At 64.4% G+C, this 15,054-nt stretch carries 11 protein-coding genes; 6 read left to right on the forward strand and 5 right to left on the reverse strand.

Annotated elements, in window-relative coordinates; genetic code table 11:
* Window positions 1-178 precede the first annotated feature (178 nt).
* From JOE27_RS12855 to JOE27_RS12865, 3 genes are all read left to right on the forward strand, one after another.
* On the forward strand, window positions 179-568 hold the full coding sequence (locus JOE27_RS12855) for a nuclear transport factor 2 family protein (RefSeq protein ID WP_039601730.1): 390 nt from the start codon (window positions 179-181) through the stop codon (window positions 566-568).
* Between the two features lie 93 nt (window positions 569-661).
* Window positions 662-2,164: a cytosine permease gene (locus tag JOE27_RS12860; RefSeq protein WP_115273852.1), complete on the forward strand. Its 1,503-nt coding sequence runs from the start codon at window positions 662-664 to the stop codon at window positions 2,162-2,164.
* A gap of 13 nt (window positions 2,165-2,177) precedes the next feature.
* The gene (locus JOE27_RS12865) at window positions 2,178-3,608 is read left to right on the forward strand and encodes an aldehyde dehydrogenase family protein (RefSeq protein ID WP_046784578.1); all 1,431 of its coding nucleotides are present in this window, start codon (window positions 2,178-2,180) and stop codon (window positions 3,606-3,608) included.
* A gap of 58 nt (window positions 3,609-3,666) precedes the next feature.
* Here the strand turns inward: JOE27_RS12865 and JOE27_RS12870 are convergent, their stop codons facing one another.
* From JOE27_RS12870 to JOE27_RS12880, 3 genes are read right to left on the reverse strand one after another with little or no spacing between them, the layout of a single operon-like run.
* Entirely contained in the window at window positions 3,667-6,066 is a 2,400-nt protein-coding gene (locus JOE27_RS12870; protein WP_204918891.1) for a DUF3772 domain-containing protein, read from the reverse strand.
* A gap of 56 nt (window positions 6,067-6,122) precedes the next feature.
* Window positions 6,123-7,175 (reverse strand): bifunctional DNA-binding transcriptional regulator/O6-methylguanine-DNA methyltransferase Ada, encoded by a 1,053-nt coding sequence (ada, locus tag JOE27_RS12875; protein WP_119687783.1) that lies wholly within the window; start codon window positions 7,173-7,175, stop codon window positions 6,123-6,125.
* A 30-nt stretch (window positions 7,176-7,205) separates the two neighbouring features.
* Complete coding sequence (locus JOE27_RS12880) at window positions 7,206-7,832, reverse strand: DNA-3-methyladenine glycosylase (RefSeq protein WP_119687784.1); 627 nt, start codon at window positions 7,830-7,832, stop codon at window positions 7,206-7,208.
* Window positions 7,833-8,001: 169 nt separating this feature from the next.
* Between JOE27_RS12880 and JOE27_RS12885 the strand changes: the two genes are divergently transcribed.
* The 3 genes from JOE27_RS12885 (at window position 8,002) to JOE27_RS12895 (ending at window position 12,030) form a co-directional block, all read left to right on the forward strand.
* Window positions 8,002-8,517 (forward strand): sigma-70 family RNA polymerase sigma factor, encoded by a 516-nt coding sequence (locus JOE27_RS12885; protein WP_204918894.1) that lies wholly within the window; start codon window positions 8,002-8,004, stop codon window positions 8,515-8,517.
* Window positions 8,504-9,460, forward strand: coding sequence for a FecR domain-containing protein (locus tag JOE27_RS12890; protein ID WP_119687785.1), 957 nt, complete (start codon window positions 8,504-8,506; stop codon window positions 9,458-9,460). Before JOE27_RS12885 ends, JOE27_RS12890 begins: the two co-directional genes overlap by 14 nt.
* 95 nt (window positions 9,461-9,555) lie before the next feature.
* Entirely contained in the window at window positions 9,556-12,030 is a 2,475-nt protein-coding gene (locus tag JOE27_RS12895) for a TonB-dependent siderophore receptor (RefSeq protein ID WP_204918897.1), read from the forward strand.
* Window positions 12,031-12,125: 95 nt separating this feature from the next.
* Here the strand turns inward: JOE27_RS12895 and JOE27_RS12900 are convergent, their stop codons facing one another.
* Window positions 12,126-13,286 (reverse strand): MFS transporter, encoded by a 1,161-nt coding sequence (locus tag JOE27_RS12900; RefSeq protein WP_115273845.1) that lies wholly within the window; start codon window positions 13,284-13,286, stop codon window positions 12,126-12,128.
* Between the two features lie 432 nt (window positions 13,287-13,718).
* Entirely contained in the window at window positions 13,719-14,930 is a 1,212-nt protein-coding gene (locus JOE27_RS12905; protein ID WP_115273844.1) for an MFS transporter, read from the reverse strand.
* Window positions 14,931-15,054 lie beyond the last annotated feature (124 nt).

Genomic DNA, 15,054 nt, shown 5'->3' on the forward strand with positions numbered 1-15,054 from the left:
GCGACTTGCCTCGCGACCAATCTTCCTGGAGTGATTCCTGAGTCAGGCTAAGCGCCTGGTTCATCGCCCTTCACTTCACAAATTCCTGAACTAATTATTTCCCCCCAGCGATTTGTTCACCCGCCAACCCCCACCAGAATCGCTTCACCACAATCACAATAACCGTGAGGCCACTCCCGTGGACCAGACACTTCAGGTACGCCAGGCCGCCGCCGACCTTGTAGCCGCCTTCGCCAGCAACGACACCGCCCGCTACTTCGCCTGCTTCAGCGAAGACGCCACCTTTCTTTTCCACACCCTGGCGCAACCGCTGCTGTCGCGCGGCGCCTACGAAGACCTCTGGGCCCAATGGCAGGCCGAGGGTTTTGCCGTGCTCGGCTGCGTTTCGAGCAATGCGCAGGTGAGCCTGCAAGGTGATGTGGCGATCTTCATGCACGATGTTGCCACGCACATCCGCATCGCCGGCGAGCAGCACCAACTGGCCGAGCGCGAAACCATCGTGTTCCGCCGCCACGGCGAACGCTGGCTGGCCTGCCATGAGCACCTGTCGGTCGTCACCGTCGCCTGATTCACCTTTACGCGGCCCTGCCGCCCTGCCATCGCACCCACAAGAGGGCCCGCGCACCGCGCCGGCCTACAACAACCGCGCTGGAGCATCACCATGAGCCACTCGACCGGTATCGAGACCAATGGCGTCGAACAGATCCCTGACGATCAACGCGACGCCTCCCCGCTGGACCTGTTCCGCCTGATCTTCGGCGGTGCCAACACCTTTGCCACCGCCGTGCTGGGCAGCTTCCCGGTACTGTTCGGGCTGTCGTTCCAGGCCGGGGTCTGGGCGATCCTGCTCGGCGTCGGCGTGGGTGCGCTGATCCTTGCGCCCATGGGCTTGTTCGGCGCGCTCAACGGCACCAACAACGCGGTGTCGTCGGGCGCGCACTTCGGCGTGCATGGGCGCATCGTCGGCTCGTTCCTGTCGCTGCTCACCGCCGTGGCGTTCTTCTCGCTGTCGGTATGGAGTTCCGGCGATGCCCTGGTCGGCGGCGCCAAGCGCCTGGCCGGGCTGCCCGAAACCGACCTGACCCTGGGCCTGGCCTACGGCCTGTTCGCCATCCTGGTGCTGGTGGTGTGCATCTTCGGCTTCCGCTTCATGCTGTGGGTCAACAAGGTTGCCGTGTGGGCCTCGAGCCTGCTGTTCCTGCTGGGCATCTTCGCCTTTGCCGGCCCGTTCGATGCGGGCTACGCCGGGAGCGTCAACCTTGGCCAGGTCGGATTCTGGGCAGCCTTCGTCGGCGCGGCGATTCTGGCCATGAGCAACCCGGTATCGTTTGGCGCCTTCCTCGGCGACTGGTCGCGCTATATCCCGCGGCAAACGCCCAAGGCGCGCATCATGCTGGCGGTGATCGCCGCCCAGGCCGCCACGCTGATCCCGTTCCTGTTCGGCCTGTGCACCGCCACCCTGGTGGCCACCCACGCCGCGGACTACATCGCCGCCAACAATTACGTAGGTGGCCTGTTGGCGATTTCGCCTAGCTGGTTCTTCCTGCCGGTGTGCCTGATCGCGGTGATCGGTGGCATGTCCACCGGCACCACTGCGCTCTACGGCACCGGGCTGGACATGTCGAGCGTGTTCCCGCGGCTGCTCAGCCGCGCAGGCGCCACCGTGCTGATCGGGGTAATGGCTATTGCCTTCATCTTCATCGGCCGCTTCACCTTCAACCTGGTGCAGAGCGTTTCGACCTTCGCCGTGCTGATCATTACCTGCACCAGCCCGTGGATGGTGATCATGATTCTCGGCTTGATCACCCGCCGCGGCTTCTACCACGCCGACGACCTGCAAGTGTTCACCCGCGGCCAGCGCGGCGGTCACTACTGGTTCCTGCATGGCTGGAACTGGCGCGGCATGGGCGCGTGGGTCCCCAGCGCGGTGGTAGGCATGAGCTTCGTCAACCTGCCTGGGCAGTTCGTCGGCCCGCTGGGCGACCTGGCTGGCGGCATCGACGTGAGCCTGCCGGTAACCCTGGGCATGGCTGGTGTGCTGTACCTGCTGCTGCTCAACCTGTTCCCTGAACCTGCTGGCGTGTATGGCCCCAACGGCCCGCGCTGGGTGCGTTGCAAAAGCACCGCGCACACGCCGGTGCTGAAACCTGCCGAAATGGCCTGACTGGATAACGACCATGACCACTTCCCACTACATCGCTGGCCGCTGGGTCGAAGGCCAGGGCAGCGACTGCATCAGCGTCAATGACCCTGCATTGGGCCAACCTTTTGCCGAACTGATGGCCGCCAGCGTTGCCCAGGTCGACCAGGCCGTGGCGGCGGCGCGCAATGCCCTGCCCACTTGGAAGCAGGTCAGCGCCAACGAGCGTGCGGCGTACCTGCGCGGTTTTGCCGAGCAGCTTGGGCAACGCCGTGAAGCACTGATCAGCCTGCAAATGCGCAACAACGGCAAGCCTCGCCATGAGGCCGAAATCGACCTGGACGATGCCATAGCCACCTTCGCTTATTACGCCGACCTGGCCGAGCAACTGCCGGAAAGGAATCGCGAAGTGGCGTTGGCCGCACCGGGCTTTACCGCCCGCACCCGGCTGGAGCCGGTGGGTGTGGTCGGCCTGATCGTGCCGTGGAACTTCCCGTTGGTGACCAGCGCCTGGAAGCTCGCCCCGGCCTTGGCGGCAGGCTGCACCGTGGTGCTCAAGCCCTCGGAAGTCACCCCGCTGATCGAGCAGGCCTACGGCCAGATCGCCGATACCCTGGGCCTGCCTGCGGGCGTGCTGAACATTGTCAACGGCAAAGCCGAGACCGGCGCGGCACTGAGCAGCCACAGCGGCCTGGACAAGCTGTCGTTCACCGGCAGCAACAGCGTCGGCAGCCAGGTGATGCGCAGCGCATCGGCACAGTGCCGGCCCGTGACCCTGGAGTTGGGCGGCAAATCGGCGATCGTGGTGTTCGATGATTGCGATGTGGACCAGGCAGTGGAGTGGATCGTCGCCGGTATCACCTGGAACGCCGGGCAAATGTGCTCGGCCACCTCGCGCTTGCTGGTGCACGATGGCATTGCCGATGCGCTGCTGCCACGCCTGCAACAGGCACTCGAAACGCTGCGCGTCGGTAACCCACTGACTGAAGAAGTGGACATGGGCCCGCTGACCAGCCAGGCGCAATGGTTGAAGGTTGCCAGCTACTTTGCCACCGCCCGTGAAGAGGGCCTGCAGTGCCTGGCCGGTGGCAAGGCGCTGGACCGCGACGGCTGGTTTGTCAGCCCGACGCTGTATGCAGACGTCCCCGTGGACAGCCGCCTGTGGAATGAAGAAATCTTCGGGCCGGTGCTGTGCGCGCGTCGATTCTCGACCGAAGCACAGGCAATTACCGAGGCCAACGACAGCCGGTTCGGCCTTGTCGCCACCGTTTGCTCAGCGGACCTGGAGCGCGCCGAGCGGGTGGCCGATGCGCTGGAAGTCGGGCATGTGTGGATCAACTCGGTACAAGCGGTGTTCGTCGAAACGTCCTGGGGCGGCACCAAGGGTAGCGGGATCGGGCGGGAGCTCGGGCCTTGGGGGTTGTCGGGCTACCTGTCGGTCAAGCATGTGACGCGGTGCCTGGGCTGATTGCCCCAGGGGCCGCCAGGCGGCCCAATCGCCGGCGGCCGTCTTGCGCGCCAGGGTATTACGCCGGCTCGTCAGCCGGGCGCGCGCCCTCCTGCACCAGCACCATGCTCTGCGGTGAAGACAGGGGAATGCCCTCATCACGCAAGCGCCCCAGGATGGTGAACAGCAGGTCGCTGCGCGCCCCTGACACCTGCCGCGGCCCCGCCACATAGCCGCTGACACTGATCACCATGCCGCTGGTCGTCAGGTCCTTGAAGGTTACCGAAGCAGCCGGCGCGTCCAGGATCGCCTCATGCTCGTGAAAGGCAGTCAGCAGCAGGTCGCGCACCTGGTTGGCATCGGTCTCCAGCGGCAAGGTCAGGGTGATGCCCACCACGCCCAAGGCATTGCCCATGGTCACGTTGCGCACGTTCTGCGAGATGAACTGCGAGTTGGGCACGATCACCGTGGAGCGGTCGGACATCTGGATCTCGGTGGCGCGCACGTTGATCCGGCGAATGTCACCCTCGACGCCCGCCAGGCTCACCCAGTCGCCCACCTTGACCGGGCGCTCGGTGAGCAGGATCAGACCGGAAATGAAGTTCTGCACGATCTGCTGCAAGCCGAAACCGATACCCACCGACAGCGCACTGACCACCCAGGTCAGGCTGGTGAGGTTGATGCGCAGGGTCGACATCACCAGCATGGCCAGGAACAGGAAGCCCAGGTAACCCACCAGGGTTACCAGCGAGGCACGCATGCCGGCGTCCATGTCGGTTTCCGGCAGCAGGCGCTCGCTCAGCCAGCGCTTGAGCACACGGATACCGAGCATGCCGCCTAACAGCATCGCCACGGCCAGCAGGATGTCTTGCGGCACGATGTTCAGGTTGCCAAGCAACTTGCCACCGGTGCCGTCCCAATCGCCCAGGCTCAGCAGCAGCTCGCCGGGGCTGGTGCCCGACGGCATCAACGCCAGCATCACGGCCAGGAACAGCAGGACCGTGCGGCTGACACCGGTCAGGATGGTGCTGGCCTGGGCCTGATGGCGTGGTGCCAGGCCCAGCGACGACGCCAGCGCCAGGCCGCCGGGTTGACGCGGCGACAGCAGGGTTTCGCACAGATCAGCCAGGAAGGTGGTCAAAAGGTAGGCGCAGGTGGCGACCATGCTGATCCACAGCAGCTTGGCAGTGAGGAAGTAAGCCAGGGTGAGGTAGCCGGCCAGCAGCGTCAGCAAGATGAGCCCGACCCACACCACGATCACGAACGGGATCAGCCCTGCCAGGCCGGTCGGGCGCGCCAGCTCATGTTTACGCAAGGTCCGGCGGTAACGTATGAGCGCCATTGAGAAGATGGCGGCCACCACCAGCGCGGTCAGGCCGTTGGTGGCGACAGTCAGCGCCAGGCTGGTGCCGATCACACTGTTGATGCGCTCGAAGGTCAGCATCACCATCAGTGCCAGGGCCAGCAACTTGGGGAACCAACCCAGAGCACTGGCCACTTCGTCGGGGATCGGCGGCAAACGCCAGGAAGGCCGTTGCAGCATCAACATGGCCCGGCCAAGGCCGGTGATGAAGGCACTGAACACCACGAGCATGAGGAAGTGGTTGGTCAGGCTGGCCATGTCCGAGCCCAGCATGGCACTGCTTTGAAGGCCCCAACGCAGCAGCGACACGGCGCCGGCGATAGTGCCCAGGGTGGCCAGGCTCACGCTCAGGGCCAGTGCGCTTCGGCGCAGGCGGCCTTCGGGCAGCCAGCGAATCATGGCGGCAGCGAGCAGGCGCTCAAGGACCAGGCGGACCAGTGTCCAGACCAGGATCGCGGCCACCAGGCTAGTGATGAAGAACCCGCGGTGTTCAGCGCTCAAGGCACTGGCGACGGCATCGGCCGCCTCGCCGCGCAAGTCACGCAGGCGCATCACATCGTCCTCGGTAGGACGGATCAGCGACTGCCAGAAAGCCGGGCTCAGCGGGGAGGCCGCCCGGCTGGTCACTTGCGAGTTGAACTGGCTACGGCGCAGGTTGACGATTTGCGTGGACAGGTCGCGCGCCGACTGAGTCAGCTTGGTGGCCTGATCCTGCTCGGCGAGCACGGACTTTTTCTGCGCCTCCAGCTCCTTGCGCTGCAAGGCCAGGGTCGCGGCTTCATCCTTCTGTACCGGGCCGATGACCTTGAGCTTGTCGTCGAGCTTCTGCACGTCAGCAGCGCGCAAGGTGCTCAACGCATCGGCCTGTCGCTGGACCTGCACGGTAGCCATGCGCAGTTGCGAGAGCAGGTCGTCGTTGGCGTTGCTGGTCACGCCCTGACGAATCTGGTCGAGCCTGTCGCTCAACTGCTCGATACTTGCGTTTTCATCCAGCACCGGCAGCTCGCTGGCAACCAGGTTGGCAACCGGCACGGAAGCCGACCAGGCCGGCGACGCAAGCGCCAGCATCAGGGCCATTACACCCAGGTAAAATCGGGCAAGGCAGACACGCCTCATCGAACGTTCCTCATCACAAGGCTATTTGGCGGTGGATTCTACGCGGCTTGCGGCCTTCAGGAGAGTGCCGTTTCTCGCTCCAACAGTTGCCGCTTGCGCTCCACCCCCCAGCGGTAGCCGCTGATGTCGCCGTCTCGGCGCACCACCCGATGGCAAGGAATCGCCACGGCGATACGGTTGGCCGCACAAGCCATGGCCACGGCACGCACGGCTTTGGGCGCGCCAATGCGCTCGGCAATCTCGGTATAGCTTACCCGGCCGCCCAGCGGGACTTCGCGCAGGGCTTGCCAGACCCGCTCCTGAAACGCGGTGCCCTGCACATCCAGAGGCAAGTCCAGGCCCAGGGCGGGCGCCTCGACGAAGCCCACCACCTGCGCCACCAGTCGTTCGTACTCGGCATCGCCGCCGATCAGGCGAGCGTTAGGGAATTGATCCTGCAATTGCTCGAGCAGCGCTTCAGGTGCATCACCCAACAGGATTGCGCAGATGCCTTTTTCGCTTTGCGCCACCAGGATCGCCCCCAGTGAACACTGCCCTACGGCGAAATGAATGGCCATACCCGCGCCACCGGCGCGGTACTGGCGCGGGCGCATGCCCAAGCGCTGATCGGCGCTTTCGTAGAAACGGCTATTGGAGTTGTAACCGGCATCAAAGATGGCATCGGTCACCGATGTTTTCCCCTCGCCCAGCCGCTCGCGCAGGCGCCGGGCGCGGAAGGCTGTGGCATAGGCCTTTGGCGTGAGGCCGGTTGCAGCCTTGAACAGGCGGTGCAAGTGGTACGGGCTGACCCCCAGTTGTGCCCCGAGCTGGCCGAGGCCGGGTGGATTGTCCGGGGTTTCGAGCAGGCGGCAGGCGCGGGCTACCAGTTCGCAGCGGCGAATGCTCGACGGCTTGGCCTGGCAGCGCCGGCAGGGACGATAGCCTGCGGCCTGCGCGGCGGCGGCATCGGTGAAGAATTCGACGTTCTCGCGTTTGGCCATGCGCGATTTGCAGCCGGGTTGGCAATAAATGCCGGTGGTGCGCACGGCGTAGACGAAATGGCCTGCTGCTGCCGCGTCGCGGGTGTAGACAGCTTGCCAGCGTTGTTCGTCAGTGGTGTAGGGGGTCATTGCGGTATGCCTCAACCAAGCTGATTCGTCTCAGGCCCGCCACAGATACCAGGCTGCCACCGTGCGGTGCGGACGCCACCCGGCGCCCAGCGACCGCATCTGCGCCGGCGTCGGCGCCTTGCCCAGCCCCTTGAGGCGACGATACCCCTCACGCACCGCAAAATCGTCCACCGGCAACACATCCGAGCGCTCCAGGCTATAGATCAGCAGCATCTCGACGGTCCAGCGGCCCACGCCGCGCAAGGCAACCAGGCGCTCGATCAAGGCCTCATCGCTCATGCCCAATGCCTCTTCCCGGCACGGCACCGCCCCGTCCAGCGCGGCCTGGGCAATCCCGTGGATTGTCGCCAGCTTGCTCGCGGAAAACCCACAGGTACGCATCGTTTCCGGCGCCACCTCAAGCAACTGCCTCGGCGCGGGAAACCCATCGTCAGGAAACAGCGCCAGCAATCGCCCCAGTATCGCTTCGGCCGCACGGGCATGCAGCTGCTGGTAGGCAATCGCCCGTACCAGCGCCTCATAGGGCTCGCGCCCCGGTGTCGCCCGGTGCAGGCACGGCCCGGTCACAGCAATGTGCCGCGCCCAGTCAGGGTCCAGCGCGGCCAGGTAATCGGTGGCTTCGCGGTAGGCTTCAGGCGAGAGGTCGGCCAGGATCATCCATAGCTCCAGTGGGTTCAAGGCAGGACCAGCTTAGCCCAGCCACTGATCGTGGAAACGCCGAATCTTGCGCAGCTAATTCCGGGCAACCATTGCCCAGTGCCATCATCCATGCATAGAATTGAGAACTATTCACAGTCACGCATGCTTCCTGGGATCAGCCGCTACGATGCAGCTCAACGACACGCTCAAACCGGCCGAAGTCGCCCTGCTCTATCAGTCCCATCACGCTTGGCTACGTGGGTGGCTGCGCAGCCGGGTCGGCTGCCAGGAACACGCTGCAGACCTTGCGCAGGACACCTTCGTGCGCCTGCTGCGTGCACGCCAGGTTTCGCCGATCAAAGAACCGCGGGCTTACCTGAGCAGCATCGCTCGCGGCCTGATGATCGACCAGTTCCGCCGTCGCGCCCTGGAGCGCGCCTACCAGGAAAGCCTGGCCCATGTACCCGAAGGCGAAGTGCCCAGCGAAGAACATCGCCTGGTGATTCTGAATACCCTCGAGCGCCTTGACCGTGCCCTGCACCAGCTCAGGCCCCGCGCCCGCCAGGCCTTTTTGCTGGCCCAGCTCGATGGCCTGAGCATCGCGCAGATCGCCCTTCGCCTTGGCGTTTCGCGTGCCACCGTGGAACGCGACCTGGCCAAGGCCCTGGGCGTCTGCTACCGGTTGCGCTATGCCGAGCTCTGATCAAGTACCCGCGCAGGCCCAGGTCGACCAGGCCATCGAATGGCTGGTGAAGCTGCGCTTCGACACCCCAAGCCCGGCTACCGAACAGCAGTTCCAGCAATGGTTGGCCCACCACCCGCACAACGCCCAGGCCTGGCAGCGGGTGAGCACCCTCAGCGACGAACTGGCGGGGCTCCCCAGCGACCTTAGTCGGCGCACCCTCGATGGCCGCCAACGCCAGCGCATCAACCGCCGTGACCACCTCAAACTGCTGGCGGTGCTGGCGATCGGCGGCACCGCCGGTTGGGCCGCGCGCGAGCCGCTCGGCTTGGCCGCCCTGATGGCCGACAACAGCACCGGCACTGGCGAACGTCGCCGGTTGCAGGGTAGTGATGGCAGCCAGATCCAGCTCAACACGGCCAGCGCCATCGACCTGCACTACAGCGCCGAGCTGCGCGAACTGACCCTGCTGCGCGGCGAAGTCAGCCTGGCCAGCAACCCTGGCGACAACCGCCCGTTCCGCATCACCACCCGGGTCGGCGCCCTGGCTACCCAGGACGGCCAACTGCTGCTGCGCGAAAACGATCAGGGCCTGTTGCTGGCCGTGCGCCGCGGCAAAGTCACCTTGTTCCCGGCCTCCCCTTCACCACGCGTGGTGCAGGCGGGCGAGGTGTTGCAAGTATCGCCGCACGGGGCTCACGCGCTTGCCTCGTTGCATGGCGACCCGTGGGGCTGGACCGACGGTGTGCTCAGCGTGCAACAGATGCCACTGGGCGAGTTCTGCGCCGAACTGGCCCGTTACCGCCCGGGCCTGCTGCGCTGCGCTGGCGAGGTGGCCGCGCTGAAGGTATCCGGCACTTACCAGCTGAACGATACCGAGCAGATTCTGCAACTGCTCACCCGCAGCCTGCCGGTACGTGTCGATTACCGCACACGCTATTGGGTCAGCGTCGGGGCTGCCTGATCTTTTTTGAAAAAGAATGAGGTGGAATCTCATTCTCGTCCGGCCTGAAGGAACAAAGCCCGAAAAGTGGTCTACGAAACCTTCAGGAGCGGTCCATGATCCACCCGTGTTCCCCCCGCAACGACAGGCTGCGCCACGCCGTGCGCGCCGCCGTGTTCGGCCTCGGCCTGGGCAGCGCCCTGGCACTGCCCGCACAGGTCGCGGCTGCACCCGCCAGCCAGCACCGGCAAATCGACTGGAGCATCCCCGCAGGCCCTCTGGCCCCGGCACTGGACCAGGTGGCCCGGCAAGGCGGCCTGAGCCTGTCGTTCGATGCGAACAGCCTGCAGGGCAAGACCACCCAAGGCGTGCAGGGGCGCCACGAGCCGGCCCAAGCATTGACCCTCGTGCTGATGGGCAGCGACGTGCAAGTGCAACAGGAAGGCGATAACAGCTTTCTGCTGATACCCGCACTGGACGCCGGTGGTGCACTGCAACTGGGTGCCACCAGCATTTCCAGCGATCGCCTGGGGGAAACCACCGAGCACAGTGGCTCTTACACGACTGGTGCGGTCACCATCGGCAAGACCGCACAAAGCATTCGCCACACCCCGCAGTCGGTGACCGTGGTCACCCGCCAGCGCATCGACGACCAGAACATCACCAACCTGACCAACCTGCTGGAGCAGACGCCTGGTGTGGTGGTGAACCTCACCGACAGCGAACGCGTGCAGTACTACTCGCGCGGCTATGCGATCGATGCCATCCAGTACGATGGCGCCACCGTGGTACAGGGCAGCGGCGGTGGTTCATTCATCCAGAGCGATTCGGCCATCATCGACCGGGCCGAGATCTTGCGCGGGGCCACCGGCATGATTCGCGGCGCGGGTAACCCGTCAGGCACCGTCAACCTGGTGCGCAAACGCCCGACGCACGTATTCCAGGGCGAAGGCAGCGTCACCCTCGGCTCCTGGGATGCCCAGCGTTATGTCGCCGATATCTCCGGCCCGCTGACAGAAACCGGCAACGTGCGAGGCCGGGTGATCGCCGTACACGATGACAAGGACCATTTCCAGGACTCGCGCCAGGAGCGCAAAGAGGTGTTCTACGGTGTGCTGGCCTTCGATCTGAATGAAAGCACCACCCTGACCACTGGCCTTGAGTGGACCAAGCTCGATGCCACCGGCGCCTGGGGCAACCTGCCCGCCGACTATGATGGCTCGCCCCTTGCGTTTGGCCGCAGCACTTACCTGGGTGCCGACTGGAACCGCTGGGACCGCAGCAACCTGCAGACCTTTGCCGAGCTCGAACACCGTTTCGACAACGACTGGTCGCTCAAGCTGATGGCCCAGCGCACGCACTTCGAGCTGGATGACCACGGTTTCAAGCAGACCTACTTCACCCGTGCCAGCGGCGCTGCCAACCCCAGCAACAACCCCTACCTGATGAACTATCAGGTTACCGAGGGCGACGGCGGCGAGAGCCTGCAGAACAACCTGAGCGCCACCCTCAACGGGCCGTTCGAGCTGCTCGGTCGCAGCCATGACCTGATGCTGGGTGTCGAGCGCATTCGCAATGACTCCTACGCCTCGGCCACCAACTTCGTATCCTCCGGTGTTTTCGACATCCGCGAGTGGGACCCAAAGACCAGCCTGGCCGAACCGGACATCAACATAACCGCCCATCCGGTGCGCACGCGCACCACCCAGGAAGCGGCCTACGCCACCTGGCGCATTTCCCTGGCAGACCCGCTCACGGCTATCATCGGGGTACGGGCCAACTGGTATGACTACGAGCAGGAAAACAACGTCAAGTCGAACGGCAAGTTCAGCGTCGACAACAAGATCGTGCCGTATGCGGCGCTGATCTACGACCTCAACGATAACTTCAGCACCTACGCCAGCTACACCGAAATCTTCAACCCGCAGACCGCCACCGACGTCAGCGGCTCGGTGCTGGAGCCCACCACAGGCGAAGCTTACGAGACCGGAATCAAAGGCGAGTTCTACGAGGGGCGGCTGAACACCTCGCTGGCGTTCTTCCGCATCTACCAGGTGGGCAACGCCCTGGATGACCTGAGCGGCCCCAACCCCTGCCCGCCCAACTACACCTCGGGCTATTGCAAGGTGGCTGCAGGCAAGAACCGCAGCCAAGGCTTCGAGCTGGAGATTTCCGGCGAAGTATTACCAGGCTGGAACGTGACCGGTGGCTACACCTACAACACCACCAAGCAACTCAAGGACACCATCAGCAACACCGGCAACGCTATCCGCACCACAGACCCCAAGCGCATGCTGCGCCTGTTCACCAGCTATCGCCTGCCGGGCGAGCTGCAAGCGTGGACAGTTGGCGGCGGCGTGCAGGCGCAGAGCGACATCTACAACCGCAGCGGCAGCGCCGAGGCCACGCAGGCGGGGTATGCGGTGTATAACGCGATGGTCAATTACCGGTTCAACGAGCATTACTCGTTGCAGCTCAATGCCAACAATATCTTCGACAAAAAGTACTACCGCCAGGTGGCGCCGACGCCGACCGGGTATTACTGGGGTGACCCGCGCAATGTGTCAGTGACCTTGCGCGGCAGCTTCTGACCCAGGCTGCCAGGCCCCCACTACCCTCAAGGCCTCAGGTGCACCTGTAGGAGCCGGCTTGCCGGCGATAGGGCCAGCACTGGCAACAACAATCCTCAGTCCGCCACTGCCCGCAGCTTACCGGCCCGCCGGTACGACTGCCGGGCAAAGCACACGAACAGCCCCGCCATGATCGCCAGCGCCATCGGCAGCCCATGCGGCGCCACATCCATCGCCGCGCCGCTGACCAGCGGCCCGACCAGGCTGCCCACGCCCCACAAAAGGCCAACGCTGGCATTGGCGGTGACCAGATCCTGGCCCTTGAAACGCTGCCCGATCAGCACCAGCGCCAAGGTATAGATACCCCCTGCCACAGCGCCAAGCACCACCAGCAGCGGCCATAGCAGCCAGGCCATGTCCAGCAGCCATGGCAAGGCAATACCGATCGCCATCGCCACCAGCCCGCACACCAGGTGCAGCCCGGTGCGCTCGACCCGGTCGGCCAGCCAGCCCAACGGCAACTGGAAAACCATGTCACCGGCGAACACCACCGTCACCATCAGCGCCGCCACGCCCACGGCAAAACCATGGCTGGTGGCATACACCGGCAGCAACGACAGCACGACCGCATCGAAGAAGGAGAAGAACAGCACAGCCACGCACAACGCCGGGGCGACGCGGAAGAAGCCCGCCAGGCCGAAGCTTTTCTCGCCTTCTTCACCATGCTCCACATGATCGTTGGGTACGGTCAGCACAATGCACAGCAGCGCCAGGCCATAACAGAAGGTCACCACACCGGTGATCCACGGGCTGTTGGCGCCAATCACTGCGAGCATCGCCGGGCCGAGTACCTGGAAGCCGGTGAAGCTGGTGGCGTAAAGCGCCATGATCTTGCCGCGGTTGTGATCGGGGCACAGTTCGTTGACCCATGACTCGCCCAAGATGATCGCGATGCCCATGCCGATACCCAGGCCCAGGCGCAGCAGGGCCAGCATCCAGACCGAATCGAATGCCCATTCCAGCAAGGCGATGCTCACGGTGCACAGGCTGAAGCAAAGCAGGTAGATGGTGCGCCGGGTCAGGTACCGGCAACAGGCGTCGACCATGAACGCCGAAAGCATCATCCCCGCAGCGGGGATGGCCGAGATGATGCCGATCTGCAAGGTGCCGGCACCGGCCTCATGCAGACGCAACGACACCAGCGGCAGGCTGGCCCCCAGGCTGAAGCCGACCACAGACACGGCGAACAGAAGGCCCGCCAGCAAACGCATGTTCATGTACCACTCCCAGCAAACTGAAAAGACGCGCAGATACAGGCGCCCAGGCGCACGCCGGGACGGCGGACGACGCAGGAGCGCAGGTCAGTTCAGGGCGAGGTGTGGCGAGAAGGTAAAGGCAAACAGCACACTGCGGCGACGCTTGAGCACCGTATCGCTCGGCCACGCGCGACGCATGGCCTGGAGGGCAGGCTGGCGGGCGTGTGGTAGGGACTGGGTACGGCACATTGCTTTGGCTACTACGCAGGTTGGGGAAAAGAGGCGGCACTCTAGGCCAAGCCAGGCTGAGCCGTCAATTGCCGGCGCCCACAGCGAACATCAGCACTGCCCCGATAGTGGGAGCAACTGTCTTGCCCAATTTCCAGAAGTTAACACAATTACCTGTGGGAGCCGGCTTGCCGGCGATTGGGCTGCAAAGCAGCCCCTACGCTGTCAGCGCTTACCGGTATTGGGCAGAAACACGGCCAACAGACCGAACAACGGCAGGAACGAACACACGCCATACACGTACTCGATACCGCGCAAATCCGCAACGTACCCCAGCAGCGCTGCGCCAATCCCGCCAAAGCCGAACATCAGCCCGAAGAAGACCCCGGCAATCATGCCCACACTGCCCGGTACCAGCTCCTGGGCGTACACCACGATCGCCGAGAACGCCGACGCCAGAATGAAGCCGATGACCACGCTCAGCACGGTGGTCCAGAACAGATCGGCGTACGGCAGCGCCAGGGTGAACGGCGCCACACCAAGGATCGAGAACCAGATGACCGCCTTGCGCCCGATGCGGTCACCGATCGGGCCACCAAAGAAGGTGCCGGCCGCGACCGCGCCAAGGAACAGGAACAGGTGCAGTTGCGAGCTGGCCACCGACAGGTCGAACTTCTCGATCAGATAGAAGGTGAAGTAGCTGGTGAAGCTGGCCATGTAGAAGTACTTGGAGAACACCAGCAGGCCCAGCACGACCAACGCCGCGATCACACGCTTGCGCGAGATGCCATGGGTGGCCTGCACCACCTTGCGCGCCTTGGCCTGGTTGAGATGCTCGGTGTACCAGCGGCGCAGCATCAGGGTCACGGCAAAGAACAGCAGGCCAGCCACGCCGAACCAGGCCACATGGGTCTGGCCGAACGGGATGACGATGGCTGCCGCCAGCAGCGGGCCGAAGGCCGAGCCTGCGTTGCCACCGACCTGAAAGGTCGACTGCGCCAGGCCGAAACGCCCACCTGAGGCCAGCCGCGCAATCCGCGAGGTCTCCGGGTGGAAGGTCGACGAGCCGATACCCACCAGCGCAGAAGCCAGCAAGATCATCGGGAAGCTGCCGACGAAGGCCAGCATGACGATACCTACCAACGTGCACAGGGTGCCGAGCGGCAACAGGTTCGGTGTCGGCCGGCGGTCGGTGAAGAAGCCGACCCAGGGCTGCAGCAGCGACGCCGTTATCTGGAAGGTCAGTGTGATCAGGCCGATCTGGGTGAAGCTCAGGTCGTAATTGGCCTTGAGCATCGGGTAGATCGCCGGCAGCACCGACTGGATGAGGTCATTGATCAGGTGCGCCAGCGCGCAGAAGGCGATGATGCGCATCACCAGTGGGTTGGCTTGGCTTGCCGAACCGGTGCTGGCGGTGGAGGTGCTGCTGATGGCCATGAGCTTGAGTTCCGTCCGCAGGTTTGGGATCCGATTATCAGGAAACAAATGGATACATAGCTACCTTTTTATCCCTCTATTACTGCGTACTTGCAAATGGTTCTCAATATATTTAGCATCCTCG

The sequence above is a fragment of the Pseudomonas sp. M5 genome (assembly GCF_016907075.1).
GTDB classification, from domain to species: Bacteria; Pseudomonadota; Gammaproteobacteria; order Pseudomonadales; family Pseudomonadaceae; genus Aquipseudomonas; species Aquipseudomonas putida_E.

Bases quoted from the DNA above. Each gene is read 5' to 3' on its own strand.
- JOE27_RS12860 (WP_115273852.1), top strand. From the start codon at position 662: ATGAGCCACTCGACCGGTATCGAGACCAATGGCGTCGAACAGATCCCT.
- JOE27_RS12865 (WP_046784578.1), top strand. From the start codon at position 2,178: ATGACCACTTCCCACTACATCGCTGGCCGCTGGGTCGAAGGCCAGGGC.
- JOE27_RS12870 (WP_204918891.1), bottom strand. From the start codon at position 6,066: ATGAGGCGTGTCTGCCTTGCCCGATTTTACCTGGGTGTAATGGCCCTG.
- ada (WP_119687783.1), bottom strand. From the start codon at position 7,175: ATGACCCCCTACACCACTGACGAACAACGCTGGCAAGCTGTCTACACC.
- JOE27_RS12880 (WP_119687784.1), bottom strand. From the start codon at position 7,832: ATGATCCTGGCCGACCTCTCGCCTGAAGCCTACCGCGAAGCCACCGAT.
- JOE27_RS12885 (WP_204918894.1), top strand. From the start codon at position 8,002: ATGCAGCTCAACGACACGCTCAAACCGGCCGAAGTCGCCCTGCTCTAT.
- JOE27_RS12890 (WP_119687785.1), top strand. From the start codon at position 8,504: ATGCCGAGCTCTGATCAAGTACCCGCGCAGGCCCAGGTCGACCAGGCC.
- JOE27_RS12895 (WP_204918897.1), top strand. From the start codon at position 9,556: ATGATCCACCCGTGTTCCCCCCGCAACGACAGGCTGCGCCACGCCGTG.
- JOE27_RS12900 (WP_115273845.1), bottom strand. From the start codon at position 13,286: ATGAACATGCGTTTGCTGGCGGGCCTTCTGTTCGCCGTGTCTGTGGTC.
- JOE27_RS12905 (WP_115273844.1), bottom strand. From the start codon at position 14,930: ATGGCCATCAGCAGCACCTCCACCGCCAGCACCGGTTCGGCAAGCCAA.